This is a genomic window from Aeromonas sp. EERV15 (genome assembly GCF_900079845.1).
In the GTDB taxonomy this organism is placed as follows: domain Bacteria; phylum Pseudomonadota; class Gammaproteobacteria; order Enterobacterales; family Aeromonadaceae; genus Aeromonas; species Aeromonas sobria.
On sequence record NZ_FKKY02000004.1, the window covers coordinates 147,070 to 171,295 of the forward strand.

Annotated in this window: 24 protein-coding genes; 21 read left to right on the forward strand and 3 right to left on the reverse strand. The window is 54.5% G+C overall.

The window, feature by feature from the left end; translation table 11 throughout:
• The first annotated feature begins 52 nt into the window (after positions 1–52).
• The 11 genes from ribF (at position 53) to tapY2 (ending at position 12,317) form a co-directional block, all read left to right on the forward strand.
• Positions 53–1,027 (forward strand): bifunctional riboflavin kinase/FAD synthetase, encoded by a 975-nt coding sequence (gene ribF / locus BN4575_RS05060; protein ID WP_068977386.1) that lies wholly within the window; start codon positions 53–55, stop codon positions 1,025–1,027.
• Positions 1,027–3,891: an isoleucine--tRNA ligase gene (gene ileS / locus BN4575_RS05065; protein WP_068977387.1), complete on the forward strand. Its 2,865-nt coding sequence runs from the start codon at positions 1,027–1,029 to the stop codon at positions 3,889–3,891. Before ribF ends, ileS begins: the two co-directional genes overlap by 1 nt.
• A complete protein-coding gene (gene lspA / locus BN4575_RS05070) occupies positions 3,891–4,400 on the forward strand; it encodes a signal peptidase II (RefSeq protein ID WP_068977388.1) in 510 nt (169 codons plus the stop codon). Before ileS ends, lspA begins: the two co-directional genes overlap by 1 nt.
• 8 nt (positions 4,401–4,408) lie before the next feature.
• Positions 4,409–4,861: an FKBP-type peptidyl-prolyl cis-trans isomerase gene (fkpB, locus tag BN4575_RS05075; RefSeq protein WP_176716418.1), complete on the forward strand. Its 453-nt coding sequence runs from the start codon at positions 4,409–4,411 to the stop codon at positions 4,859–4,861.
• On the forward strand, positions 4,861–5,796 hold the full coding sequence (gene ispH / locus BN4575_RS05080; RefSeq protein ID WP_068977390.1) for a 4-hydroxy-3-methylbut-2-enyl diphosphate reductase: 936 nt from the start codon (positions 4,861–4,863) through the stop codon (positions 5,794–5,796). Before fkpB ends, ispH begins: the two co-directional genes overlap by 1 nt.
• Positions 5,797–5,906: 110 nt before the next feature.
• A complete protein-coding gene (locus tag BN4575_RS22425) occupies positions 5,907–6,332 on the forward strand; it encodes a type IV pilin protein (RefSeq protein ID WP_068977391.1) in 426 nt (141 codons plus the stop codon).
• A gap of 2 nt (positions 6,333–6,334) precedes the next feature.
• Entirely contained in the window at positions 6,335–6,901 is a 567-nt protein-coding gene (gene pilV / locus BN4575_RS05090; RefSeq protein ID WP_068977392.1) for a type IV pilus modification protein PilV, read from the forward strand.
• Complete coding sequence (locus BN4575_RS05095) at positions 6,898–7,890, forward strand: PilW family protein (protein WP_083220993.1); 993 nt, start codon at positions 6,898–6,900, stop codon at positions 7,888–7,890. Before pilV ends, BN4575_RS05095 begins: the two co-directional genes overlap by 4 nt.
• Positions 7,887–8,324: a type IVa pilus pseudopilin TppD gene (tppD, locus tag BN4575_RS05100; RefSeq protein WP_068977393.1), complete on the forward strand. Its 438-nt coding sequence runs from the start codon at positions 7,887–7,889 to the stop codon at positions 8,322–8,324. The genes BN4575_RS05095 and tppD overlap by 4 nt, the downstream gene beginning before the upstream one ends.
• Positions 8,325–8,334: 10 nt before the next feature.
• Positions 8,335–12,039 (forward strand): pilus assembly protein, encoded by a 3,705-nt coding sequence (locus tag BN4575_RS05105; RefSeq protein ID WP_068977394.1) that lies wholly within the window; start codon positions 8,335–8,337, stop codon positions 12,037–12,039.
• Entirely contained in the window at positions 12,036–12,317 is a 282-nt protein-coding gene (gene tapY2 / locus BN4575_RS05110) for a type IVa secretion system protein TapY2 (protein ID WP_068977395.1), read from the forward strand. Before BN4575_RS05105 ends, tapY2 begins: the two co-directional genes overlap by 4 nt.
• 28 nt (positions 12,318–12,345) lie before the next feature.
• Here the strand turns inward: tapY2 and BN4575_RS05115 are convergent, their stop codons facing one another.
• The gene (locus BN4575_RS05115; RefSeq protein WP_068977396.1) at positions 12,346–12,873 is read right to left on the reverse strand and encodes a GspH/FimT family protein; all 528 of its coding nucleotides are present in this window, start codon (positions 12,871–12,873) and stop codon (positions 12,346–12,348) included.
• A 98-nt stretch (positions 12,874–12,971) separates the two neighbouring features.
• Positions 12,972–13,490 (reverse strand): GspH/FimT family pseudopilin, encoded by a 519-nt coding sequence (locus tag BN4575_RS05120; protein WP_068977397.1) that lies wholly within the window; start codon positions 13,488–13,490, stop codon positions 12,972–12,974.
• Positions 13,491–13,636: 146 nt separating this feature from the next.
• Between BN4575_RS05120 and BN4575_RS05125 the strand changes: the two genes are divergently transcribed.
• The 4 genes from BN4575_RS05125 (at position 13,637) to luxS (ending at position 16,790) form a co-directional block, all read left to right on the forward strand.
• Entirely contained in the window at positions 13,637–15,259 is a 1,623-nt protein-coding gene (locus BN4575_RS05125) for an NAD+ synthase (protein WP_068977398.1), read from the forward strand.
• Positions 15,260–15,268: 9 nt separating this feature from the next.
• Entirely contained in the window at positions 15,269–15,607 is a 339-nt protein-coding gene (gene glnB / locus BN4575_RS05130; protein ID WP_005308848.1) for a nitrogen regulatory protein P-II, read from the forward strand.
• A gap of 61 nt (positions 15,608–15,668) precedes the next feature.
• A complete protein-coding gene (locus BN4575_RS05135) occupies positions 15,669–16,262 on the forward strand; it encodes a transglycosylase SLT domain-containing protein (protein ID WP_305087844.1) in 594 nt (197 codons plus the stop codon).
• A gap of 18 nt (positions 16,263–16,280) precedes the next feature.
• Positions 16,281–16,790, forward strand: a complete 510-nt coding sequence (luxS, locus tag BN4575_RS05140; RefSeq protein WP_042038845.1) for an S-ribosylhomocysteine lyase — start codon at positions 16,281–16,283, stop codon at positions 16,788–16,790.
• Positions 16,791–17,110: 320 nt separating this feature from the next.
• On the opposite strand, the gene BN4575_RS05145 is transcribed toward luxS, so the two are convergent.
• Entirely contained in the window at positions 17,111–17,722 is a 612-nt protein-coding gene (locus BN4575_RS05145; RefSeq protein ID WP_068977400.1) for a type II secretion system protein, read from the reverse strand.
• 41 nt (positions 17,723–17,763) lie between these two features.
• On the opposite strand from BN4575_RS05145, the gene BN4575_RS05150 reads away from it, so the two are divergent.
• From BN4575_RS05150 to BN4575_RS05175, 6 genes are all read left to right on the forward strand, one after another.
• Positions 17,764–18,543 carry a TatD family hydrolase gene (locus tag BN4575_RS05150; protein ID WP_068977401.1) on the forward strand — a complete coding sequence of 260 codons (780 nt, stop codon included), beginning with the start codon at positions 17,764–17,766 and terminating at the stop codon, positions 18,541–18,543.
• Positions 18,544–18,763: 220 nt separating this feature from the next.
• Complete coding sequence (locus tag BN4575_RS05155; protein WP_068977402.1) at positions 18,764–20,038, forward strand: NupC/NupG family nucleoside CNT transporter; 1,275 nt, start codon at positions 18,764–18,766, stop codon at positions 20,036–20,038.
• Between the two features lie 125 nt (positions 20,039–20,163).
• Positions 20,164–20,334 carry a XapX domain-containing protein gene (locus BN4575_RS05160; protein ID WP_042024325.1) on the forward strand — a complete coding sequence of 57 codons (171 nt, stop codon included), beginning with the start codon at positions 20,164–20,166 and terminating at the stop codon, positions 20,332–20,334.
• 422 nt (positions 20,335–20,756) lie between these two features.
• The gene (deoC, locus tag BN4575_RS05165) at positions 20,757–21,530 is read left to right on the forward strand and encodes a deoxyribose-phosphate aldolase (RefSeq protein WP_068977403.1); all 774 of its coding nucleotides are present in this window, start codon (positions 20,757–20,759) and stop codon (positions 21,528–21,530) included.
• 109 nt (positions 21,531–21,639) lie between these two features.
• Positions 21,640–22,971 (forward strand): thymidine phosphorylase, encoded by a 1,332-nt coding sequence (gene deoA, locus BN4575_RS05170; RefSeq protein ID WP_068977404.1) that lies wholly within the window; start codon positions 21,640–21,642, stop codon positions 22,969–22,971.
• Between the two features lie 14 nt (positions 22,972–22,985).
• Complete coding sequence (locus tag BN4575_RS05175; protein ID WP_068977405.1) at positions 22,986–24,194, forward strand: phosphopentomutase; 1,209 nt, start codon at positions 22,986–22,988, stop codon at positions 24,192–24,194.
• Positions 24,195–24,226: the final 32 nt, after the last annotated feature.

Genomic DNA, 24,226 nt, shown 5'->3' on the forward strand with positions numbered 1-24,226 from the left:
CTGCCTGTTATATAATCCGCCGATTTCCATGGCAGCAACGCACAAGGCACTGATGGAGCTTATTCGCGGCATTCACAATCTCAAACCCCGCCACCGGGGATGTGTATTGACCATTGGCAACTTTGATGGGGTTCATCAGGGTCACCATGCGGTATTGGCACGTCTCAAGGCGAAAGCGGCCCGACTGGGATTACCTGCCTGTGTCATGTTGTTCGAACCGCAGCCGCTGGAGCTGTTCGCCGGTAGTGATGCGCCAGCTCGCCTTAGCCGGTTGCGAGAGAAGTACGAAGCACTGCAAGGGCTGGATATTGACCGGCTGCTCTGCGTGCGTTTTAGCCAGCGCTTTGCCGAGCAGGCTGCCTCGACCTTCATCGAGCAGTTGTTGGTGGAGACGCTCGGGGTGCGCTATCTGGTGGTCGGCGACGATTTTCGTTTCGGCAAGGGGCGGCAAGGGGACTTCCACCTGCTGGAGGAGGCGGGTCATCGCTTCGGGTTCGAGGTGATCAGTACCCAGAGCTTCCAGCTCGAACGGCAACGGGTCAGCAGCACACTCGTACGCGAGGCGCTCAAAGCGGGCCGGATGGCGGAAGTGGAGCTGATGCTCGGCCGCCCCTATACCATCAGCGGCCGGGTGGCCCACGGCGACAAGCTGGGGCGCACCATAGGTTTTCCCACCGCCAATCTGGCCCTCAAGCGCCAGGTGATCCCGGTCGGTGGCGTGTTTGCGGTGGAAGTGATATGTTCCGGCAAGACCTTCCCCGGTGTAGCCAATGTGGGTGTACGGCCGACCTTGAGCGGTACACAAGCCAGATTGGAAGTACATCTATTTGATTTTTCTGGTGATCTATATGGTCAACAGGTCAAGGTGCTGCTTCGCCACAAGCTGCGCGAAGAGCAGAAGTTTGCCTCTTTCACTGCCTTGAAAGAGCAGATCGAACGAGATGCCCTGGCAGCCCGAGCCTGGTTCGGGCTGCCACAATTCAATTTACCCAGCACTCTTTTAGAAAAGAAGGGAACCCAGGACTGATGAGCGACTATAAACACACCCTGAATCTGCCGGAAACCGAGTTTCCGATGCGTGGCGATCTGGCCAAGCGCGAACCCAACATGCTGAAACGTTGGTACGATCAGGATCTCTACGGCGCTATTCGCCGCGCCAAAGCGGGCAAGCCTTCTTTCATTTTGCATGACGGCCCCCCCTATGCGAACGGCAATATTCACATCGGTCACTCGGTCAACAAGATCCTCAAAGACATCATCATCAAGTCCAAGGGCCTCTCCGGTTTCGACTCCCCCTATGTACCGGGTTGGGATTGCCACGGTCTGCCCATCGAGCTGAAAGTAGAAGGCATGGTCGGCAAGCCAGGTGTGAAAGTCTCCGCTGCCGAATTTCGCGCCGAGTGCCGCAAGTACGCCAAGACCCAGATCGACGCGCAGAAGACCGACTTCATCCGTCTGGGTGTGCTGGGTGACTGGGACAACCCCTACCTGACCATGGATTTTGGTACCGAAGCCAACATCATCCGCTCCATGGCCAAGATCGTTGAAAATGGCCACCTGCACAAAGGCTCCAAGCCGGTGCACTGGTGTACCGACTGTGGCTCTGCGCTGGCTGAGGCCGAAGTGGAGTACTACGACAAGAACTCCCCCTCCATCGATGTGCGCTTCAAAGCCGTTGACGAGGCGACCGTGGCCGCCAAATTTGATTGCGCCGAAGGCCACAACGGCAAGGGCCCGATCTCTGCAGTGATCTGGACCACTACCCCGTGGACCCTGCCAGCCAACCGTGCCATTGCCATGCACGCCGATCTCGACTATGCGCTGGTGCAGGTCGAAGGGGAGCAGCCGGAGCGTCTGATCCTGGCCGCTGAACTGGTCAAGGATGTGATGGATCGTGCCGGTATCGAGCGCTTCCATAACCTGGGTTATGCCAAGGGTGCTGCGCTTGAGCTGCTGCGCTTCAACCACCCCTTCTACAGCTTCGATGTGCCGGTGGTGCTGGGTGACCACGTCACCCTGGATGCCGGTACCGGCGCCGTGCACACCGCCCCTGGCCATGGTCAGGAAGACTTCGTGGTTGGCCAGAAGTACGGTCTGGAAGTGGCTAACCCGGTTGGCAGCAACGGCGTTTATCTGCCGGATACCGAACTGTTTGCCGGCCAGCATGTATTCAAGGCCAACGCCTCAGTGGTCGAGGTGCTGACCGAGCGCGGTGCTCTGCTGCATCACAAGGTATTCAACCACTCCTACCCGCACTGCTGGCGCCACAAGACCCCGATCATCTTCCGTGCCACTCCGCAGTGGTTCATCAGCATGGAGCAGAAAGGTCTGCGCCAGCGCGCGCTGGAAGAGATCGAGCGTATCGAGACCGATGGCCTCAACAGCGAGCTCAAGCAAAGTGGTTGGGTTCCGGCTTGGGGTAAAAACCGTATCCAGGCGATGGTCGAGAACCGCCCGGATTGGTGTATTTCCCGTCAGCGTACCTGGGGCGTGCCTATTTCGCTGTTTGTTCACAAAGATACTCAGGCGTTGCACCCCGAATCCGTGCGCCTGATGTTTGAGGTGGCCAAGCGAGTCGAGCAGTCCGGGATCCAGGCATGGTGGGATCTGGACAAGGCCGAGCTGCTGGGCAGCGATGCCGACATGTACGACAAGGTACCTGACACCCTGGACGTCTGGTTCGACTCAGGTTCCACTCACTCCTCCGTGGTGGATGCTCGTCCCGAGTTCAACGGCAAGTCAGCAGATCTCTATCTGGAAGGTTCTGACCAGCACCGTGGCTGGTTCATGTCCTCCCTGATGATCGGCGTGGCGATGAAAAACAAGGCTCCTTACAACCAGGTGCTGACCCACGGCTTCACCGTGGATGGCCAGGGTCGCAAGATGTCCAAGTCCATCGGTAACGTGGTCAGCCCGCAGGACGTGATGAACAAGCTGGGTGCCGATATCCTGCGTCTGTGGGTAGCGAGCACTGACTACACCGGCGAGATGACCGTCTCTGACGAGATCCTCAAACGCTCTGCCGATGCCTATCGTCGCATCCGCAACACCGCCCGCTTCCTGCTGGCCAACCTGAACGGCTTCAATCCGGCGACCGACATGGTGGCGCCTGCCGACATGGTAGTGGTGGATCGCTGGGCTGTGGGTCGTGCTAAAGCGGTGCAGGCCGAGATCATGGCGGCATTCGACGAGTACAACTTCCACGGCGTGACCCAGAAGCTGATGCAGTTCTGCTCCATCGAGATGGGCTCCTTCTATCTGGATGTGATCAAGGATCGTCAGTACACCGCCAAGGCTGACAGCCTGGCCCGTCGCTCCTGTCAGACTGCCCTTTATCACATCGTTGAGGCCATGGTGCGCTGGATGGCACCGATCATGAGCTTCACCGCTGACGAGATCTGGGCACTGCTGCCGGGTGAGCGCGGCGAGTTCGTCTTCACCGAAGAGTGGTATGACGGCCTGTTCGGGTTGGCTGCGGGTGAAACCCTCAACGACGATTTCTGGGCCGAGATCCTCACTGTACGCGGTGAAGTGAACAAGGCGCTGGAAGTAGCCCGTGGCGAGAAGCGTATCGGTGGCTCCCTGCAGGCCGAGTTGACCTTGTTCGCCAAACCGGAGCTGGCTGCGCGCCTGAACGCCTTGGCCGATGAGCTGCGCTTCGTGCTGCTCACTTCCAAGGCCAAGGTGGTGGTGGCTGACACTGCGCCTGAGGGCTCTGTGGCGACCGAGCGTGATGACCTGTGGCTCTGCGTCGCCCAGTCTGCTGCCGCCAAGTGCGACCGCTGCTGGCACCATGTGGAAGACGTGGGCACCATCGCCGGTCACGAAGAGATCTGCGGTCGCTGTGTGACCAACGTTGAGGGTGACGGCGAAACTCGTCAATTTGCCTGATGAACATGACTCACAACGCGATGCATAACAAAACCGGCCTGCGTTGGCTGTGGCTGGCGCTGCTGGCCTTTGTACTGGACCAGGCGAGCAAGCTCGCCGTGGTCAAGTTGCTGCCATTTGGTTACCCGGGGGTGGAGATCACCCCCTTTTTCAATCTGGTCCATGTCTACAACAAGGGCGCTGCATTCAGCTTTCTGGCTGATCAGGGAGGCTGGCAGCGCTGGTTCTTCGCGGTGCTGGCGTTTGCCATCTGTGGTCTGCTGATCCACTGGCTGCGCAAGCAGTCGGTGACCCAGCGTTGGAGCGGCATCGCCTATTCCCTGATCATCGGTGGCGCCCTTGGTAACGTCTTTGATCGGTTGGTGCTGGGCCATGTGGTTGATTTCCTAGACTTTTATTGGCAGCGTTCCCACTGGCCAGCGTTCAATCTGGCTGACAGCTTCATCTTTATCGGGGCTGCCATGATAGTGCTGGAAGGCTTCCGCTCCGAGAAGAAGGAGGTGGCATGAGTCAGCCTATCGCCGCTGAGATTACAGCCAACAGCAGCGTGCTGTTTCACTTCTCCATCAAGCTGGAAGATGGATCTGTGGCCGACAGCACTGCGCTGCAGGGCAAACCAGCCCGTTTGCGGATGGGGGATGGTAGCCTGACGCCCACCTTCGAGCAGTGCCTGCTGGGCCTGTGCGAAGGGGAGAGCAAGAGCTTTACGTTGGCGCCCGAGCAGGCGTTTGGCCTCGCCAATCCCGACAACATCTACCATCTCGACCGTGCAAAATTTGGCGCCGATGTGGAGCCAAAAGTCGGTACCATCATACTGTTCGACCAGCCCAATGGCAGCGAGCTGCCCGGTATCATCCGGGCGGTGGCAGGGATGTCGGTGACGGTCGATTTCAACCACCCGCTAGCCGGGCATACCGTCACCTTCGAGGTGGAGATCCTGAGCGTTGATGACGAGGAGAAGGTGCACTAATGGATATTCTGCTCGCTAACCCTCGTGGTTTCTGCGCTGGAGTTGATCGTGCCATCAGCATTGTCGAGAGCGCGCTGGAGAAGTTCGGTGCCCCCATCTATGTCCGTCACGAAGTGGTACATAACCGCTATGTGGTGAACAAGTTGAAGGATGCGGGGGCGGTCTTCGTCGAGGAGCTCGATGAGGTGCCGGACGACAGTATCGTCATCTTCTCCGCTCACGGTGTGGCCAAGTCGGTGCGCGAGATGGCCAAGTCCCGTGCCCTCAAGGTATTCGATGCCACCTGTCCGCTGGTGACCAAGGTACATATGGAGGTCCATCGCGCCAGCCGCAAGGGCTCCGAGGCTGTGCTTATCGGTCACGCCGGTCACCCTGAAGTGATCGGCACCATGGGGCAGTACGAGAATCGCGAAGGCGGCATGTATCTGGTGGAGACACCGGAAGATGTGGCCAAGCTCAAGGTGAAGAATCCGGATGATCTCTGCTTTGTCACTCAAACCACCCTGAGCGTGGATGAGACCTCGGACGTCATCGATGCGCTGCGCCAGCACTTCCCCAAGATCCAGGGGCCGCGCAAGGATGACATCTGCTACGCCACCCAGAACCGTCAGGATGCGGTGCGGGAGATGGCTGGGCTGGTGGATGTGATGCTGGTGGTTGGGTCACGCAACTCATCCAACTCTAACCGGCTGCGGGAGCTGGCCGAGAAGGTGGGTACTACAGCCTATCTTATCGATGATGCCACCATGATTGAGGCTGCTTGGCTCACCGGCATTAACGCCATCGGCGTGACGGCCGGGGCTTCTGCACCAGATGTGTTGGTACAGCAGGTTATCGCCCGTTTGCGTGAGCTGGGTGGCAAAGCGGTGGCCGAGCATCCAGGTCGTGAAGAGAATGTGGTATTTGAGGTTCCTCCCGAACTTAGAATAATTTGAGTGCAGCCAGGAAGGCTTAAGAATAAAGTGCAATGATGATGACGCCGGGTTTGTTCTAGTGACAGGCTCGGCGTTAAACTTATCTCGCAGTCAGTCACCAAGGATGGGATATGATTGGATACTCTCGTGGTTTTTCTCTTATTGAGCTGATGATTGTCGTCGCTATTGTGGCGATTCTCGGCACCATCGCTTACCCCTCTTATCAGCAATATGTGCTGACCAGTCATCGTGTCGAAGCCAAAAAAATGCTGCTGGATGCCGCCAATCGGCAGGAAACCTATTTTATGGATTTCAATCAGTACGCTTCGTCGATTACCTACTTAGGCATCGTGCTTGAGCCCGATGCCCGTTATAGCTTAGAGATTAGTATTTCCGCAGGAGTCCCTAGCCCTAACTTTACTTTGACAGCAACCGCCTCGGGAGCTCAGGAGGCTGATAGTCGCTGTTTTAAATTAATGATTAATCAAGGAAATAAGCAAAAAGAAAAAGATGCCGAAGATAAGGTTGGTAATAAAGTTGATGGGTGTTGGGAGTGAATATGAAATCATCGATTATTTCATCTGCCGGATTTAGCCTATTAGAAGTGATGATCACTGCGGTGATCCTGTCGCTGGGGCTGCTCGGTCTGGTTGCCTTGCAAACCCATTCCAAATTTGCCAGTTATGAAGCTCGCCAGCGTACCATCGCCAGCTGGCTGGCTAACGATATGGTCGAGCGGGTGCGGATCAACAGGGACAGCTGGAGTGAAGAAAGCTCTGCAGCGGTAGGTCTTGCCTCTAATTTAACTCGACCGACTTGCGCATCGGAAGATGGCACTATCAGTAATTGCAGTGCTGCAGATTTACGTAATGCCGACCTTCACTACTGGCAACAAGCCTTGCTTGGGGCCAGTGTTTCGGGTGCGGCATCTTCCTTGAATTCACCTATAGGCTGCGTGGTGCGGCGGGCCAATAATGTGCTGGCGGTCGGGATATTCTGGGCTGGCAAACAAGAGATATCTGATGGGGGGGCTGCCGCTGCGGCAGTGACGCTGATCAATGAGTGTCAGTTATCTAAAACAATCGATGCAGCGAGGCGTCAGTTTATTTTGACGACAACCTTATGAAATCTCATGGATTTACTCTGTTTGAATTGCTTATCGCCATGACGATGGGACTGTTCTTATTGGCGGGAGTTTTTTCGGTCTTTGTAATGTCTCGCTCAAGCTCTGAAGATGCATTTGATCAGAGTGAATTACAGGAAAATGGTCGACTGGCTATTCGACTGATTAGCCAGGATATCAAATGGGCAGGTTTCTTTGGTGCCTATACAGGTCAATCGACCGAGGTAGGCCCCTCCTTAAGAAATGACATCGTAATTGATGACGATGATGACTGCTTGGATGAACGTAACGTTGGAAGCTTGCCATCAAATGCTGGCCCCGCCAGAGGGTTGTGGGTGAGTCGGGTCTCGGCCACCAAATCGCTGGAGGGGCTCACCTGTATTAAGGAAGCTGACCGAGTGGCAAACTCGGATGTTATTAGTATCAAGCGATTGGTAGGGCGTCCTATACCAGCATCAGAGGGATTGGATGCAAACCGCTTTTATATGGCAGCCAATAGTCAGGAGGCGAGGGTCATCAAGGGGAGTGAAACCCGACCACTCTTTGGTGCCAATAATGAGAGCCAGATCTGGGAATATCAGCACTATATCTATTATTTGTCACAAGATAATGGCGTTCCGGTGCTGCGCAAGCGCTATCTGACCGCCGATGGTGGATCTTCCCTGATCGGTGGCGCAATGGCTGAAGGGGTGGAACATATGGTGTTGATGCTCGGCGTCGATGATTCAGTGATCCCCGATGGGCGTATTGATAGATATATGTCAGCAGACCAGATGACCGCCCAGCGTTGGAATGAAGGGCGTGTATTAGGTGTTCGGCTTTTTATATTAATCAGAGCAGCGAAAGAATCAGCACGTTACAAAAATAACAATACCTATCAACTTGGTAATCTGCCACCAATCAAAGGCAATAGCGATGGCTATCGCCGCCTGCTGTTGGAAAGCAGTATTGCATTGCGTAACCAGCAAATTGTTACCCGGAGTGGAACATGAGATCGTTTCAACAACAGCAGGGTATTGCGTTGATAGTCGCGCTGGTCATTCTGGTTCCCTTGACCTTGATTGCTGTGGTGGTCATGCAGTCTAGTGGTATGAGCCTGAAAATGGCCGGTTCCGGTGCCACTCTGCAGCGAGCGGAACACGAGGTTGAAGGCACCTTGGAATCAGCATTGGGAGAGGCGGGTCTGTCAGCACAAATTGCAACGCAGGCGATAGGTGTTTCAGCGGCAATTGGCACAATAACCCCAACCACGACCCTCACAATCAACACCGAAAGTGTATGCAAGCGGAAATTTGAAGCCAGTAGCCAGAATGTGACGCCGGCCTGTCGTTATGCGGAGGCCACCACATCCAGTGCTTATGGCAAGGTGAATAGCCAAATGACCTTTACTGCCGGGGTAGAACAACCCTTGCTCAGTGCCAATTAGGGAGCCAGTAATGAACATAAGGAACTGTTTGTTTACAAGCTTGCTGGTATTGTGTTGCGGAATATCCGGGACATCTTTAGCAGTAGGGACAGGTTATTCCGATGATACCGAATTGTTTATTTATGATTTTGCTAAAGCGGGGGATTTTCGGCCAAAGGTTCTATTTATATTCGATAATTCAGGAAGTATGGGCGAAACAACTTTGCTAGGAAAGGAAGAGTATGACCCTGAATTTCCTTATCCAAGATTGGCATATGATGATGGGAGTAACAGTTTTCTCTATTACTCAACAAATGGAACTCCCCCTCAAACGTTAGATAGTAACAATACCAGACGGTTCTCAACGAGTAAAAATGCTTGTGCCACATCTCGGGAGCCTCTTAACCAAATTGGACTATTCTCATCTGTCTATTGGAATTATGATGTGTCTGGCACTGGAGCTAAAAGAAAAGGGGAGTGGAAGCCATTAAAGAACTATGCGTCCAACACAACCAATATAGTGGATTGTCAACAGGATATTTCAGCAAAAAACAATGATAATAGCGGTTTTACCGGCTCATATCAGTCTGTCTCAGGAACTACTAAAGGTTACCCTGTAAATAGATCAAACAACACTAATATTAATATTCCATGGGTTGATAGTGCTACTCCTGTCGCCCCGAATACGGGTGGAACAGAAGTGCTGACCATATATACCGCCAACTATTTGCGTTGGTATCATGCACCATCCACTATTACCACATCGAGACTAAATGTAGCCAAACAGGCGCTGAGGGAGTTGGTTCGCTCTACGCCAGCGGTAGACTTTGGCCTTGCGGTGTTTAACCAAAATGATGGTAACGGCAGTACCAATAAAAATGGTGGTCGTATCATTAGGCACATTATGGGTAATGATGCCATCTTGGCTGGCGGCAAAACAGGTTCGCAAGATCTTATTGATAAATCAAATAGCCTTTCGGCGGAGACATGGACGCCTCTCTGTGAAACCATGTACGAGGCATATCGTTACTTTGGCGGGCTTGATATCTACTTTGGTGATGATGATGCGAGTCGCAATCCTCAGCGTGATCCTAATGCCGAAATTTCCACGGCTATTAAATATAAGTCGCCATACGATAAGTGCTCTAATAATGGCTATGTCATTTATATGACTGATGGTGCCCCAACGTATGATGCTGCTGCGGATAGTTTGGTAGCGGGATTGCTCAACAGCTCAACTGATCCTAATAAGCCTGGTTATAGTGGCACGGTTGGATATGGGACAGGTAAAGAAAAAAGTTACCTTGCTGCACTTGCTGGTTATATGAAAAACAATGATGTCAATACATCTGCAGCTGGTAAGCAGACGGTCACTACCTTTACCGTTGGGTTTGGTGATGATGCGATTAACGGTGCTGGAGAGTTGTTGAAAAAAACCGCCGATCGTGGTGGCGGAAAATATTATCCCGCCACAGATGCAACTCAGTTAAATGAGGCATTAAAATCTTCATTGCTAGCCATCTTGAAAATGAATACCTCGCTGGTCTCTCCCGCGATTGCCACCAATAACTTTGACCGCACTCGCAGTCTTAATAATATCTACTACGCTATGTTTGAACCGGGAGCTGGCCCGCGATGGAAGGGAAATTTGAAAAAGCTGGTGCTGGCACCTGAGAAAGGTTACGTGGTAGACAGTACTCTATATGAAGATGAGAATGGAAAATCTCAGATAGGATTACCTGCGATTTCCAGTGACGGAACAATTCTTGAGTCAGCAAAAACCTATTGGTCATCCACCACTGATGGTAACAAGGTTGCCGAGGGTGGGGTACAGGAGATGCTGGCAGCTAAAACCAATCGCAATCTTTATATTATTCCCCCTTCCTCTAATACATTAACTTCCTTTAGCAAGTCTGCTCTTGAGGGCATTGCTGGCGGGGCGACGCAGCTACGCACTGTCATGAAGCTGGATAGTGCTGATAGCATGGATGACCTGCTTAATTGGACCAAGGGGATTGATGCGTTTGATGAGAATCAGGATGGTGATAGAACAGATAATCGGGAGCATATTCTTGGTGACCCGTTGCATTCACGGCCATTAGTGATCAACTACGGTTGTACAAAGTCGACAGGACAGACTACATGTACACCTGACTTGCGCATTGTGATGGGAAGTAATGCCGGCTTCTTGCATATGTTTAAAGACAGCGTCAACACGGTTGATGAAAGCTGGGCGGCCATGCCTTATCAATTCATCGCTAATCAGAAAGCACTGCGAGAAAACCTAGATTCGTCGGTTCATCTATATGGTGTAGATTCATCGCCCACTGTGCTGGTTAATGAGTATGTCAAAGATGGTCATATCAAGTCGTCACAAGGTGACAAGGTGTGGTTATTTACCGGGCTGCGGGGTGGTGGTAAGGCCTATTATGCTTTGAATATATCCAATCCGGATTCCCCTTCGCTTATGTGGCGGTTGGATAAAAACAGCGCCGGTTTCAGCAAACTGGGCGAGACCTGGTCGATCCCCGAGGTTGCGTTTATTCCCGGTTATTACACAGAAACCAATGGTAAAAAAACCTATAAGCCGGTCCTGATATTCTCTGGAGGTTATGATCAGGCCAAGAGCTATTTGGGCCAGGGGGCTGAAGACAGCGAAGGGTTGGGTATTTATATCGTGGATGCTGAGGCCGGCACGCTGTTGTTTAGCTTTACCACGGATGCGGCCAGTGCAACCAACAAACAGGTTGCAGGCATGGTTTATAGCATGCCAGGCGCTGTCTCTGTGCTGGACAGCGATGGAGATGGTGTCTCTGACCGGGTTTATGCAGGTGATACCGGCGGTCAGATCTGGCGCATCGACATGAAGGGGACAGAAAAATCCAAGTGGACGGCGATCAAGTTTGCCAGTCTTGGCAATGCCCATTTAACTGGTACTGCCAAGAAGCTGGAAGATGATCGCCGTTTCTTTACTCAACCAGTATTGGTGCGCACCATCAATAAAGGCTGGAAATATGATGGGACAAATTATCTCTACAGTGAGCGCCCGTTTGACGCCGTGCTGATTGGTAGTGGTGATCGTAATCGCCCCTCCTCAGAAGCCATCACCAATAATGTTTATGTGATGCTCCGTGATTACAATGTCAGTCCGAGCTTGTTTGGCGGTACCTCTGAGCCATCAGTGCCATCAACTATCACATTGAACGACCTCTATGATGTGACCAGTGACCCATTTACCGGTTTGAATGAAGAGCAAATCGTTAATACAACCAAGGCTCTTACCAGCAAACAAGGGTGGAAATTCTGGCTCAGTGAAAGCGGTGAAAAATCAATGGGGGCTGGCTTGGTGTTACAAGGCAAGCTCTACTTCACTTCTTTCCTGCCTCAGGTACAGGATTTCCAGCAATGTACCATTCAATCTATCGGTGCCATGCGCCAGTATATGATTGATATGCACTATGGCACTTCGTTCAAATATGTTCTTGATAGCAACAAACAGGAAGTTATTCAGCGTTACGTAGAGGTGCAAAATAAGGTTGCTGATGATCTGGTTATTCATGGTGGGGATGATGGCCGGATCAGGATCATCGGCGGTGCGCCGGGCAAGGAGGTCATCCTCATAGAAGGAAAACCGGAGCGCTGTACCGCTGAAGGTGAATGTTCACAGGGGGCCGAGGAGGCCAAAATGGATATGTCTCCCAAGAAAATCTATCTCTATGAAGGAGAGCAGGGATGAAACGCATACTGCTCTGGCTGGTGAGCTTACCCTTGTTGGTACAGGCTCAAACTGAAGACATAAAATGTTATGTCACTCTGGAAGGTGGCGTGCAGATGGTGTTGCAGCAGCCGGTTGCTGATACCAGCAAGGCAAATCTGGACCGGGTTTTTAAATTAACGGGTTATGAGATTGATGGTGTGGTGCGCCCGGTGATAGAGGTGATCGAGTGCGTACCCCTGGCGGCAACCTTTTCGCTGGCTGCTGCAAAAAAACAAGACGACATTCAACCCAGATAGGTTTGGTGATGGCGTCGGGCAAAGGGGGCTAAGAACAACTCAGCCCCTTTTTTTCGCTCCGGCTTCGCCCTGATGGTGAGACGATAATATCGACTCGTGATGCTTGGTCGATGCAAAACCGGAGTGTCATGTTGGTGCCTATGGCTGTGCCATCCGGGCTAAAGCGTACAAATTGTCGATTGGCCGTGACGGTATGTTTCTCAAGAAAGGGTTCTGTTGCTGATAGCAAGATATCGCCACTTGCAACATTGAGTTGGCGATCCTGATTGGTGTCGATAAAGACAAGCATGCGCTGGGCGCCGGTTTGATTTGCGAGTACACAGCCTTCTTTTGTGGAGTTTCTGACAGGCATGGCAAGACATGCTGTGACGGGTTGCTGTTGTGTGATGGCTTGCCGTTGGCCGAAGATCAGGTGGTCCTGCAGGTTTCTTGTGTAGATGTCGCTGTCGGTAGATGTCAGCAGATTTGCCAATGATGGCAGTCCCAAGGTCAGCAGGATGGTTGTCAGGCTTGCAGATATTAAAAACTCAAGCAGGGTAAATCCATTTCGTGCCATAGCGTATGAGTCCTTGTTCAAAGGAGACTCTAAGCATAGCTATTGGATTGAAATGGATCCTTTTGTGCTCGTGTGTGTTTCGCGGTAGTTAACGCAGGTCATGGACATACAGCACCACTTGCCTGGCTATGGGCGCGCCCGGCAGGCATAACTGCAATCTCAATGCCCTTTTCACCGCTTACACAGAGTGAAAAGATGACCTCGCTATCAGACGTAATGGTGCCATCAGGGGTGAAGCGAAGCGCCTGTGCATCTGCAGAAATGGCCAGTTCTGCAGGAAACTCGGGACTTGCCGTCAGAGTTGTTTCGCTGCCATTGAGCTTCTGATCGCTATTAGTATCGATAAAAGAGAGCAGCCGGGTCGCTCCATTTTGATTGGCAGTAACGCACTCTTCTACAGAATTATTGATAGTGGTCAGGCAGAGAGTAACCGTTTGCTGGTTAGAGATAGCCTGTTGTCTGGCATAGTTTAAGTGGTTGAGAAGGCTTTTTTCCTGGGCCGCCAAATTATTGCTGCCAAGCAGGTTAGAGAGGGAAGGAATACCAATCCCCAACAGAATGACGCCCAGCGCAATGGCTATCATCAACTCCATCAGGGTAAATCCGGCGTTTTTCATATCTGCGAAGGCCTGTCGTTCCGTGACTATCTACAGCTTATCCTTCCCGCAGGTTGCTGTCACACGGTTACGCCTGTCTTGAACTGGCAGATTGCCCCCCTTTTCTTTATCATTCCCCATCATTTTCGAATTCAAGATGCATCGCCATGGCAAAAGCCCTCTCTCTGATGCTTGCCCAGTTGAATCTGACGGTAGGCGCCATCGAAGATAACACTGACAAAGTGCTCGCTGCGGCGGCTCAAGCCGAGCAGCAAGGCGCAGACCTGCTGGTCTGCTCCGAGCTGGCCCTGACCGGCTATCCACCGGAAGATCTGTTGCTGCGTGCCGATCTGATGATCCGGGTTGATGCCGCGTTGGCTCGCATTGCCGCATGGCAGGGCAACTGTGCCATTTTGGTGGGGCATCCCTGGCGTGAAGGGGAGGCGCTCTACAATGCGGCGTCCCTCTATGAGCAGGGCAAGCTGATTGCCCGTTACTTCAAGCAGGACTTGCCCAACTACGGCGTATTTGACGAGAAGCGCTACTTCACTGCTGCCACTGAGACCTGCGTGGTGCCGTTCCGCGGTCACCAGCTGGGGCTGCTGATCTGCGAAGATTTGTGGCAGCCTGGCCCGGCGCTGGCCGCCAAGGCGGCTGGGGCAGAGTTGCTGCTCACCATCAATGCGTCGCCTTACGATCAGGAGAAACCCTGGATCCGCCGCGAGCTGATGGCTGAGCGCTGCGATCAGACCGGTCTGCCGCTGGTCTACCTCAATCAGGTATGCGGTCAGGATGAGCTGATTTTCGACGGCTGCTCCAAGGTGTTCAACAGCCAGGGCGAGCTGACCCACAAACTGGCACCGTTTGCCGAAGAGCTGGCGCTGGTGCGTTTTGCCGATGGTCAGCCGGTGAAAAAGCGGGAACCTGCGGCGCCGCTGGAGCCGTTGGCCGAGACCTATCAGGCGCTGGTACTGGCAGTACGCGATTACGTGACCAAGAACGGTTTCCACGGTGCTGTGCTGGGCCTCTCCGGCGGGATCGACTCAGCCCTGACCTTGGCAATCGCTGCTGACGCCATCGGGGCCGACAAGGTGCAGGCGGTGATGATGCCGTTCCGCTATACCGCCCAGATGAGCGTGGAAGATGCCAAGGAGCAGGCCGAACGGATGGGGGTTGAGTTCAACATCATCTCCATTGAGCCGATGTTCGAAGGGTTTATGACCCAGCTGGCGCCGTTGTTTGAAGGCACCGCCCGCGATACTACCGAAGAGAACCTGCAGGCCCGCTGCCGCGGTGTGCTGCTGATGGCGCTCTCCAACAAGCGTCGTCGCATCGTGCTGACCACCGGCAACAAGAGCGAAATGGCGGTCGGCTATGCCACGCTGTACGGTGACATGGCGGGCGGTTTTGACGTGTTGAAAGATGTGCCCAAGACGCTGGTCTTCAAATTGTGCGAATATCGCAACTCGGTCGACTACGTGATCCCGCAGCGGGTTATCGACCGTCCCCCTTCAGCGGAGCTGGCGCCTGATCAAGTGGATCAGGACAGCCTGCCCCCTTACGACATCCTCGATGCGATCCTCAAGCGCTATGTGGAAGAGGATGCCTCGGTCGCCGACATGGTGGCTGAAGGCTTCGAGGAGGCGGTGGTGCGCAAGGTGATCCGCCTAGTGGATCTCAACGAATACAAGCGCCGTCAGGCGGCGGTCGGGCCCCGTATTACGGCTCGCAACTTTGGTAAGGATCGCCGTTACCCCATTACATCCGGGTTCGGCAAACAGAACTGGTAAGGAGTCACCATGAAGAAGATTGAAGCCATCATCAAACCGTTCAAGCTGGACGATGTGCGCGAGGCCCTGGCCGAGATCGGCATCAACGGCATGACCGTATCCGAAGTCAAAGGCTTCGGCCGCCAGAAGGGCCATACCGAGCTCTATCGCGGTGCCGAATACATGGTCGACTTCCTGCCGAAAGTGAAGGTGGAGCTGGTGGTGCAGGACGAGGATCTCGATGCCTGTCTGGAAGCGATCCAGAATACCGCTCGCACCGGCAAGATTGGTGATGGCAAGATCTTCGTCTGCGAGGTGGAGCGCGTCATTCGTATCCGTACCGGCGAAGAGAACGAAGACGCGATTTGATGTGATGCATGTGCCTCGTAACGATCAAGAGAACGAAGATACAAGCCTTCAGATGTCATGGATGCGCCTCTTCGTGGCTGCGGGCCTGTTGATTAGCCTGACCGCCTGCAGTACCCGTCCACCTGCTCAGCCGGAAAATCTGTGCCAGATCTTTCGCGAGAAACCGGAGTGGCACAAGGCCGCGCTCAAGATGAACGAGAAGTGGGGGACGCCGATCCACGTGATCATGGCCATGATGTATCAGGAGTCCTCTTACGTACATGATGCCCAGCCGCCGATGCAGTATTTCCTCTTCATCCCGACCGGGCGGGCCAGTTCGGCTTATGGTTATGCTCAGGTGAAAGATGAAACTTGGGCTGATTACCAGCGGGAAACCGGCAACAGCTGGAGTGACCGCGATGACTTTGCCGACGCCATCGATTTTATGGGTTGGTACACTAATAAAGCCCAGCGGCTCAATGGCACCTCCAAGTGGGATGCCTATGGCCAGTACCTCAACTATCACGAAGGGTGGGGTGGCTACCGGCGTGGCAGCTATCGCAGCAAGGGGTGGTTGATGAAGACCTCTCGCAAGGTGGAGGCTCGCGCCCAGCGCTACGGCGCCCAGTACCGTCAATGCAAGGACCAGCTCTCCCGTGGGGGCTGGTTCTGGTAACCAAAGCAGGAGTCAGAAATGCCGTTATTGGACAGTTTTACCGTTGACCACACCCGTATGGAAGCGCCAGCGGTGCGTGTGGCCAAGACCATGCAGACCCCGAACAAGGACACCATTACCGTGTTCGACCTGCGTTTCTGCGTACCGAATCAGGAGATCCTCTCCGAGCGTGGTATCCATACGCTGGAGCACCTGTTCGCCGGTTTTATGCGTGATCACCTGAACGGCAACGGCGTGGAGATCATTGACATCTCCCCCATGGGTTGCCGTACCGGCTTCTATATGAGCCTGATCGGCGCTCCGGACGAAGCCCGTGTTGGCGCAGCCTGGCAGGCGGCCATGAGCGACGTGCTGACCGTGCAGGATCAGGCCAAAATCCCCGAGCTGAACGAGTATCAGTGCGGCACCTACAGCATGCACTCGCTGGAAGAGGCCCATGCCATTGCCCGTCATGTGCTGGAGCGCGGCGTTGGCGTTAACCACAATGACGAGCTGGCCCTGCCGGAAGAGAAGCTGAAGAGCCTGTGAGGCTGATGAGCTGTCGCTCATCGGGTCATCTCTTCGGGGAATGTTAAAGAGCCGGTCAGCCATGCTGACCGGCTCTTTTTATCTCGCCCGATCGCAAAAATGGGGATGACTTGCTCCCCTTGCCAACTCTGATTAGGATGGTTTTTGACCTGAATCTGTTGGCGGAGGTGTGACGATGAAAGGGGTATTGCTACGTTGGCTGGCCCGTTACGACGCATGGTGCGAGGAGTGGGGGCTCACTCAGGAGAACCGGCGCTGCTGCACGCCGGGTCGTTATGATGATTCAACCAAAGAGCGAACCTGCGCAGAAGAGGCAGAGCTCAATCAAAATTGCGGGTCACGGCACCGGTAACGCTGTTGTATTCAAAGCCGAGGCCGTTTTCATACTCTGAACCTGTCTGGAAGCGACCCATTGAGTCGCGCAGGATATAGCGGCAGTTATCGTGGCGTAGTCCATTTTCAACTTGGCCCGGGACTCTGATTATTTTTGAATAATAATGTCCCTTGCCATCTTTTTGTCTTGAGGACGTTTGGTCTGTATCGAGTAGCCCTGCGAATAGCAGATCGCAATCCTCTTCGCTGTTGACAGAAATTTCCTCACTATTGCCGCCGGGGAAGATGGTATCAACCCCCTGGCCCCCTTCTTTCGTCCCCACCGGCCAACCATAATGGTTGATATCCAGATCTTTGTTACCCATCCCACTGAAGTTATACAGTGCGAGGTCTTGCCCCTGCACTTTCACCGCCCAGCCGGCATTTGCCAGCTGTACCGCACTGGCAAAGCTGCCAGCGGTCGCCGAGACAGTGCTTTTCAGGGCATCATCCTTGATATTGATAAAGCGGGGCAGGGCGGTGACGGCCAGGATCCCCAGCACTATGATCACCAGCACCAGTTCAATCAGAGTAAAGCCGTTGTTTCTATTGTTCATCATGTTCAATGACCCATTAAATCCCGCAAACAGGTTTGAGTGATATGCAGCTGATAGATACCCATTGCCATCTCGATTTTCCGGTTTTCGACCAGGACAGGGAGGCGTTGCTAGCCCGCTGCCGAGCATTAGGGGTGACGGAGTATATCATTCCTGCCATCGCAGAGGATAACTGGACTCGTGTGATGGCTCTGGCAGATCAGCATGACGGCCTCTTTTATGGTCTGGGCGTTCATCCCTGGTATGCCGGTGAGCAGCGGGAAGGGGTGATGGAACGGTTGCGAACGCTGGTGATGAGCCAACCTGCCGGGCTGGTAGCCATTGGTGAGTGTGGGCTGGACCTGCGCTCTCATGTGCCGCAGGAAGGGCAATTTGCGCTGTTCGAGGCTCAGATCCGGCTGGCCGCCGATGCCGGGTTACCCCTGATGATCCACTCGGTGCGCGCCAATGACACTGTGGCCAAGCTGTTGCGCCGCTTCAAGCCGCCACGTGGTGGGGTGATCCACGCCTTCAGCGGTTCGTTGCAGCAGGCGGAAGCCTTCTGGCAGCTGGGCTTTCGACTCGGGGTGGGTGGGGTGATCAGTTTTGAGCGCGCGAACAAGACACGAGAGGTATTTCGGGCCATGCCGCTTGAGGCATTGGTGCTGGAAACCGACTCGCCAGATATGCCGTTGCAAGGTGATCGGGAGGAGCGGAATACTCCGGAAGCCTTACCAAAAATAGCGGAAATATTGATGACGTTGCGGACGGAATCCACCACGGATGTTGCAAAGGTGTTATTTGAAACTGCCCAGCATATTTTCCATCACGATCAATTGTCATGAAACAAATTCGCAACACATGATTAAGTTGTCAGGAAAAAAAATGAGCGTAAAAATCGTTTGCTGTCTAATTTTGTGACACTTGGACATTTTGATAACGATAAAATGTGACCAGCATTCTATTTTATCGGGCATTAATTAGTATAATGCGCACCCCTTGGTTAGTGGCTGTTGTTCACATTTCACTAACAAGCTAGGTGCTACATAAGAGGATAAGATAATAATGAGTATAATCATGGGTCTGGTGGGGATGGTCACCCTCATCCTTATCGCGGTACTGTTCTCCAGCAATCGCAAAGCAATCAACATGCGCACAGTGGTAGGCGCCTTTGCGCTGCAAGCCGGTCTCGGTGCATTTGTACTGTATGTTCCAGTTGGCCGCGATATTCTGGTTACCGTCTCTAATGGCGTCTCCAGCGTGCTGACTTTCAGTAAATTCGGTATCGACTTCCTGTTTGGTGGTCTGGTCAGCGACAAGATGTTTGAAGTGTTCGGTGGCGGTGGTTTTATCTTTGCCTTCCGTGTCCTGCCCGTCATCATCTTCTTCTCTTCGCTGATCGCTGTGCTCTATTACCTGGGCATCATGCAAGTGGTCATCAAGTTGCTGGGTGGTTCACTGCAGAAGGTACTGGGCACCTCCCGTACCGAATCTCTCTCTGCAACTGCCAACATCTTCGTCGGTCAGACTGAAGCCCCGCTGGTGGTTCGTCCTTATATCGCCAAGATGACTGACTCCGAGCTGTTCGCTGTCATGTGTGGTGGTCTGGCTTCTGTAGCCGGTGCTGTATTGGTTGGTTACGCCGCCATGGGCGTCAAGATGGAGTACCTGATTGCAGCCTCCTTCATGGCCGCTCCGGGTGGTCTGCTGTTCGCCAAGTTGCTGGTTCCCGAGACCGAGACCCCGAACTATGACGACGACTCAGTCAACGCCGAGCTGGATGACAAGCCTGCCAACGTGATTGACGCGGCTGCTGCGGGTGCCTCTGCCGGTATGCAGCTGGCCCTGAACGTTGGCGCAATGCTGCTGGCCTTCATCGGCCTGATCGCCATGGTCAACGGTATTTTCTCCGGTGTCGGTGGCTGGTTTGGTATGCCAGAGCTGTCTCTGGAACTGCTGCTGGGCTGGTTCTTCGCTCCGCTGGCCTTCCTGATCGGTGTGCCTTGGCACGAAGCGGTCGTGGCTGGTTCCTTCATCGGTCAGAAAGTGGTGGTTAACGAGTTCGTGGCTTACCTGAACTTTGCTCCATACCTGAAAGATGAATTGCTGATCAATGGCGCGGCCATGTCTGACCACACCAAAGCGATCATCTCCTTTGCTCTGTGTGGTTTTGCCAACCTCTCCTCTGTTGCCATCCTGCTGGGTGGTCTGGGGTCCATGGCACCGAACCGCCGCGGCACCATCGCCCGTTTCGGTCTGAAAGCCGTATTGGCTGGCTCTTTGTCCAACCTGATGTCTGCCACTATCGCAGGCTTCTTCCTGGCACTGTCTGCTATGTAATAGCTGTCTGACTGACAGACTATAAACACCAACGCCACGGCATTTGCCGTGGCGTTGGTGTATGGGGCGGTGACAACCGTTTTCCTATCTAAACTGATAATAAAATGAGTCGGGTCGGAGGTTATATGAATGAAGTATTACTGGCGATTGTGGCTGGCTTTATTGTCGGTTTGTTGTTTTCTTTCCTCAAATTACCGATCCCGGCACCACCCGTGTTATCGGGAGTGATGGGGATCATCGGTGTCTATCTGGGGGGGCTTGCTTACTCCTGGATCCTGACCCGCTTCTTTTCATAAGGTTTTTTAGTCCCTGATTTGCCAGATGTGAGGTACCTCTGAAATTGGTAAATCCGGCTTGCAAACAGGGGGTATCTCGGCTGAAATAGGCGTTGCCAGCAGGGTGCTGGCAATGACTAATACTCGATGCAATCGGGTGTTGGCGGTCAAATGGAATTGATTGGGAAGTCGGGTCAGATGTTGTCGGCCTTTCTCAAGTCTTCATGGAACCAAGTCCGCACTTTTGTAAGAAAGTGACAGGGCTCTTGCCTTATTTACAGTCGCAGTGCCTGCGGGATGCTTTGAATAGCATCCGATAGTGCCGGTGCCTTCGCACTGTAATTCCATTCCCGTATAGCTGGGGATTACTGCCTGTGCATCCATCACTGGATGGCTTGGCGGTGGCCGGTTATCTGGATTAAATCGAGACTTTGGAGAATAGAATGACTGATCTGAATGTGGCCGCTCAGCGCGCCCTGAACCTGATGGACCTGACCACCCTGAACGATGACGACACCGATCAGAAAGTGATCGACCTGTGCCGCAAGGCCAAGTCACCGGCTGGCCTGACTGCTGCCGTCTGCATCTACCCCCGTTTTATTCCTATCGCTCGCAAGACCCTGCGTGACATCGGCGCTGCCGACGTGCGCATTGCGACCGTGACCAACTTCCCCCACGGCAACGACGACATCGAGATCGCCGTGGCCGAAACCCGTGCTGCTGTCGCCTACGGTGCCGACGAAGTGGACGTGGTATTCCCGTACCGTGCCTTCATGGCGGGCAATGAACAGATCGGTTTTGATCTGGTCAAAGCGTGTAAGGAAGCCTGTGGCGCCAAGGTGCTGCTGAAAGTGATCATCGAGACTGGCAAACTGAAAGAAGAGGCGCTGATCCGTCGCGCTTCCGAAATCTGTATCGATGCCGGTGCCGACTTCATCAAGACCTCCACCGGCAAGGTGCCGGTCAATGCGACCCCGGAAGCGGCGCGTATCATGATGGAAGTGATCAAGGCCAAGAATCCGAAAGTCGGCTTCAAGCCTGCTGGTGGCGTGAAAGACGCAGCCGTTGCCGGTCAGTACCTGGCCATGGCCGAAGAGATCCTCGGCAACGACTGGGTATCAGCCCGCACCTTCCGCTTTGGCGCGTCCAGCCTGCTCGCCAGCTTGCTGGCAACACTGGGGCACGGCGACAAGCCGGCCAACACCAGCGGTTACTAATAAGTTGATGACAGGGCGGGGGATTCCCGCCCTGTTAAGCCCCCACCATGAGGTGCGCGGGCAAGGATTCAGGCTTGTTTGACGCCAGCAATGGCGGAGGGAATGAAAGATGTTTTTGCCTCAAGAAATTATTCGCAAGAAGCGCAACGGTGAAGCGCTCAGTACCCAAGAAATTCAATTCTTCATTCAGGGCATTACCAATAACACCATCGGCGAGGGGCAGATCGCGGCGCTGGCGATGGCGGTCTACTTCAAAGATATGACCATGGATGAGCGGGTTGCCCTGACCTGCGCCATGCGTGACTCCGGTATGGTACTGAATTGGGACCACCTCAATCTGGGTGGCCCGATTGTCGACAAACACTCCACCGGCGGCGTCGGTGATGTGGTTTCCCTGATGCTTGGCCCTATGGTCGCCGCCTGCGGCGGTTTCGTGCCGATGATCTCCGGTCGTGGTCTGGGCCACACCGGCGGTACCCTGGACAAGCTCGATGCCATCCCCGGCTACCAGACCTCGGTCGACAACGATCGTTTCCTGAAAGTGGTGAAAGAGGCGGGTGTCGCCATCATCGGCCAGACCGGCGATCTCGCCCCGGCTGATAAGCGTATCTATGCAGTACGGGACATCACCGCCACCGTCGAATCCATCGCGATGATCACCGGCTCCATCCTCTCCAAGAAGCTCGCCTCCGGGCTCGAAGCGCTGGTGATGGATGTGAAAGTGGGCTCCGGCGCCTTTATGCCGACCTTCGAAGCCTCCGAAGAGCTGGCCAAGAGCATTGTCGCTGTGGCCAACGGTGCCGGTTGCCGCACCTCTGCGCTGCTGACCGACATGAATCAGGTGCTGGCCTCCAGCGCCGGTAACGGGGTCGAAGTACGCGAAGCGGTGCGTTACCTGACCGGTGAATACCGCAACCCGCGCATTCACGAAGTGACCATGAGCCTGAGTGCCGAGATGCTGATCTCCGCCGGTCTGGCCAGCGACGACAGCGATGCCCGTCGCAAGCTGCAGGCGGTGCTGGATAACGGCAAGGCTGCCGAGATCTTCGGTCGCATGGTCACTGGCCTCGGTGGCCCGGCCGATTTCATGGAGCGCTATGATGCTTACCTGCCCAAAGCTGCCATCGTGCGCCCGGTCTTCGCGGCCAACAGCGGTTTCGTGACCGCCATGGATACCCGCGAACTGGGTCTGGCCGTGGTGGCGATGGGCGGTGGTCGCCGCGCTGCCGGTGACAAACTGGATTATGCGGTCGGTCTGACCGACTTTATCCGCCTGGGTCAAAGCGTCGATGCTGACAAGCCGATCGCGCTGATCCACGCTCAGACTGAAGAGCAATATGCTCAGGCTGCCAGCATGGTGCAGGCGGCTGTCCGAATTGGTGGCGAGCGACCACAGGCACTGCCTGAAGTGTACCGTCGCATCACCCTGGCTGATTTGTAACAAGGGGAAGACCCATGAAACGTACCTTTATTCTGATGATGGACTCTTTCGGTATTGGCGCTGCTGCCGACGCCGAACAGTTCGGAGATGTGGGCGCCAACACCCTTGGTCATATCGCCAAGGCGTGTGCAGCCGGTGAGCTTGAAGGCCGTGGTGCCCTCAAGCTGCCCAACCTCAACAAGCTGGGTCTCGGCCACGCTGGGGAGCAGGCTTCCGGCTACTTCCCGGCAGGTCTGGACAAAGATATCGAGGTGGTCGGTGCCTACGGTTTTGCGCAGGAGCTCTCCTCCGGCAAGGACACCCCGTCCGGCCACTGGGAGATCGCCGGAGTGCCCGTGCTGTTCGAGTGGGGCTACTTCAAGGATCACACCAACAGCTTCCCGCAGGAGCTGCTGGACGCCATCGTCGAGAAGGCGGGTCTGTCCGGTTATCTGGGCAACTGCCACGCCTCCGGTACCCAGGTGCTGGACGATCTGGGCGAAGAGCATATGCGCACCGGCAAGCCGATTCTCTACACCTCTGCCGACTCTGTGTTCCAGATTGCCTGTCACGAAGAGACCTACGGTCTCGAGAAGCTCTATGAGCTGTGCCACATAGTGCGCGAGCTGCTGGAGCCCTACAACATTGGCCGCGTCATCGCGCGTCCGTTCGTCGGCAGCGGCAAGGGCAACTTCAAGCGTACCGGCAATCGTCACGACTACTCCGTGCTGCCGCCAGCACCGACTGTGCTCGACTATATGAAAGAGGCGGGTGGTCAGGTGGTCTCCATCGGCAAGATCGCCGACATCTACGCCAATCAGGGCATTACCAAGCAGGTGAAGGGTACAGGTCTGGTTGAGCTGTGGGATCGTACTCTGGAAGAGGTGAAAGCGGCCGGTGACAACACCATCGTCTTCACCAACTTCGTCGACTTTGACTCCTCCTACGGTCACCGTCGTGACGTGAAGGGTTACGCCGATGCGCTGGAGTATTTCGATGCCCGCCTGCCGGAGCTGTTCGATCTGCTGCAAGATGGTGACGTGGTGGTGTTGACTGCCGACCACGGCTGTGACCCGACCTGGGGTGGTACTGACCACACCCGTGAATACATTCCGGTGCTGTTCTTTGGCAAGCCGGTCAAGGCCGGCTCTGTCGGTCGTCGCGAAACCTTTGCCGATATCGGTCAGAGCATCGCGGCGTACCACGGTCTGCCCAAGTTGCAGTACGGTACCAGCTTCCTGTAATTTACCCGCCCGCCACTTCGGCGGCGGGCAAT

Bases quoted from the DNA above. Each gene is read 5' to 3' on its own strand.
- BN4575_RS05105 (WP_068977394.1), top strand. From the start codon at position 8,335: ATGAACATAAGGAACTGTTTGTTTACAAGCTTGCTGGTATTGTGTTGC.
- BN4575_RS05150 (WP_068977401.1), top strand. From the start codon at position 17,764: ATGCAGCTGATAGATACCCATTGCCATCTCGATTTTCCGGTTTTCGAC.
- deoA (WP_068977404.1), top strand. From the start codon at position 21,640: ATGTTTTTGCCTCAAGAAATTATTCGCAAGAAGCGCAACGGTGAAGCG.
- ispH (WP_068977390.1), top strand. From the start codon at position 4,861: ATGGATATTCTGCTCGCTAACCCTCGTGGTTTCTGCGCTGGAGTTGAT.
- ileS (WP_068977387.1), top strand. From the start codon at position 1,027: ATGAGCGACTATAAACACACCCTGAATCTGCCGGAAACCGAGTTTCCG.
- lspA (WP_068977388.1), top strand. From the start codon at position 3,891: ATGAACATGACTCACAACGCGATGCATAACAAAACCGGCCTGCGTTGG.
- tapY2 (WP_068977395.1), top strand. From the start codon at position 12,036: ATGAAACGCATACTGCTCTGGCTGGTGAGCTTACCCTTGTTGGTACAG.
- BN4575_RS05115 (WP_068977396.1), bottom strand. From the start codon at position 12,873: ATGGCACGAAATGGATTTACCCTGCTTGAGTTTTTAATATCTGCAAGC.
- BN4575_RS05155 (WP_068977402.1), top strand. From the start codon at position 18,764: ATGAGTATAATCATGGGTCTGGTGGGGATGGTCACCCTCATCCTTATC.
- BN4575_RS05135 (WP_305087844.1), top strand. From the start codon at position 15,669: ATGCGCCTCTTCGTGGCTGCGGGCCTGTTGATTAGCCTGACCGCCTGC.
- luxS (WP_042038845.1), top strand. From the start codon at position 16,281: ATGCCGTTATTGGACAGTTTTACCGTTGACCACACCCGTATGGAAGCG.
- pilV (WP_068977392.1), top strand. From the start codon at position 6,335: ATGAAATCATCGATTATTTCATCTGCCGGATTTAGCCTATTAGAAGTG.
- BN4575_RS05125 (WP_068977398.1), top strand. From the start codon at position 13,637: ATGGCAAAAGCCCTCTCTCTGATGCTTGCCCAGTTGAATCTGACGGTA.
- BN4575_RS05095 (WP_083220993.1), top strand. From the start codon at position 6,898: ATGAAATCTCATGGATTTACTCTGTTTGAATTGCTTATCGCCATGACG.
- ribF (WP_068977386.1), top strand. From the start codon at position 53: ATGGAGCTTATTCGCGGCATTCACAATCTCAAACCCCGCCACCGGGGA.
- deoC (WP_068977403.1), top strand. From the start codon at position 20,757: ATGACTGATCTGAATGTGGCCGCTCAGCGCGCCCTGAACCTGATGGAC.
- BN4575_RS22425 (WP_068977391.1), top strand. From the start codon at position 5,907: ATGATTGGATACTCTCGTGGTTTTTCTCTTATTGAGCTGATGATTGTC.
- glnB (WP_005308848.1), top strand. From the start codon at position 15,269: ATGAAGAAGATTGAAGCCATCATCAAACCGTTCAAGCTGGACGATGTG.
- BN4575_RS05160 (WP_042024325.1), top strand. From the start codon at position 20,164: ATGAATGAAGTATTACTGGCGATTGTGGCTGGCTTTATTGTCGGTTTG.
- BN4575_RS05120 (WP_068977397.1), bottom strand. From the start codon at position 13,490: ATGAAAAACGCCGGATTTACCCTGATGGAGTTGATGATAGCCATTGCG.
- tppD (WP_068977393.1), top strand. From the start codon at position 7,887: ATGAGATCGTTTCAACAACAGCAGGGTATTGCGTTGATAGTCGCGCTG.
- BN4575_RS05145 (WP_068977400.1), bottom strand. From the start codon at position 17,722: ATGATGAACAATAGAAACAACGGCTTTACTCTGATTGAACTGGTGCTG.
- BN4575_RS05175 (WP_068977405.1), top strand. From the start codon at position 22,986: ATGAAACGTACCTTTATTCTGATGATGGACTCTTTCGGTATTGGCGCT.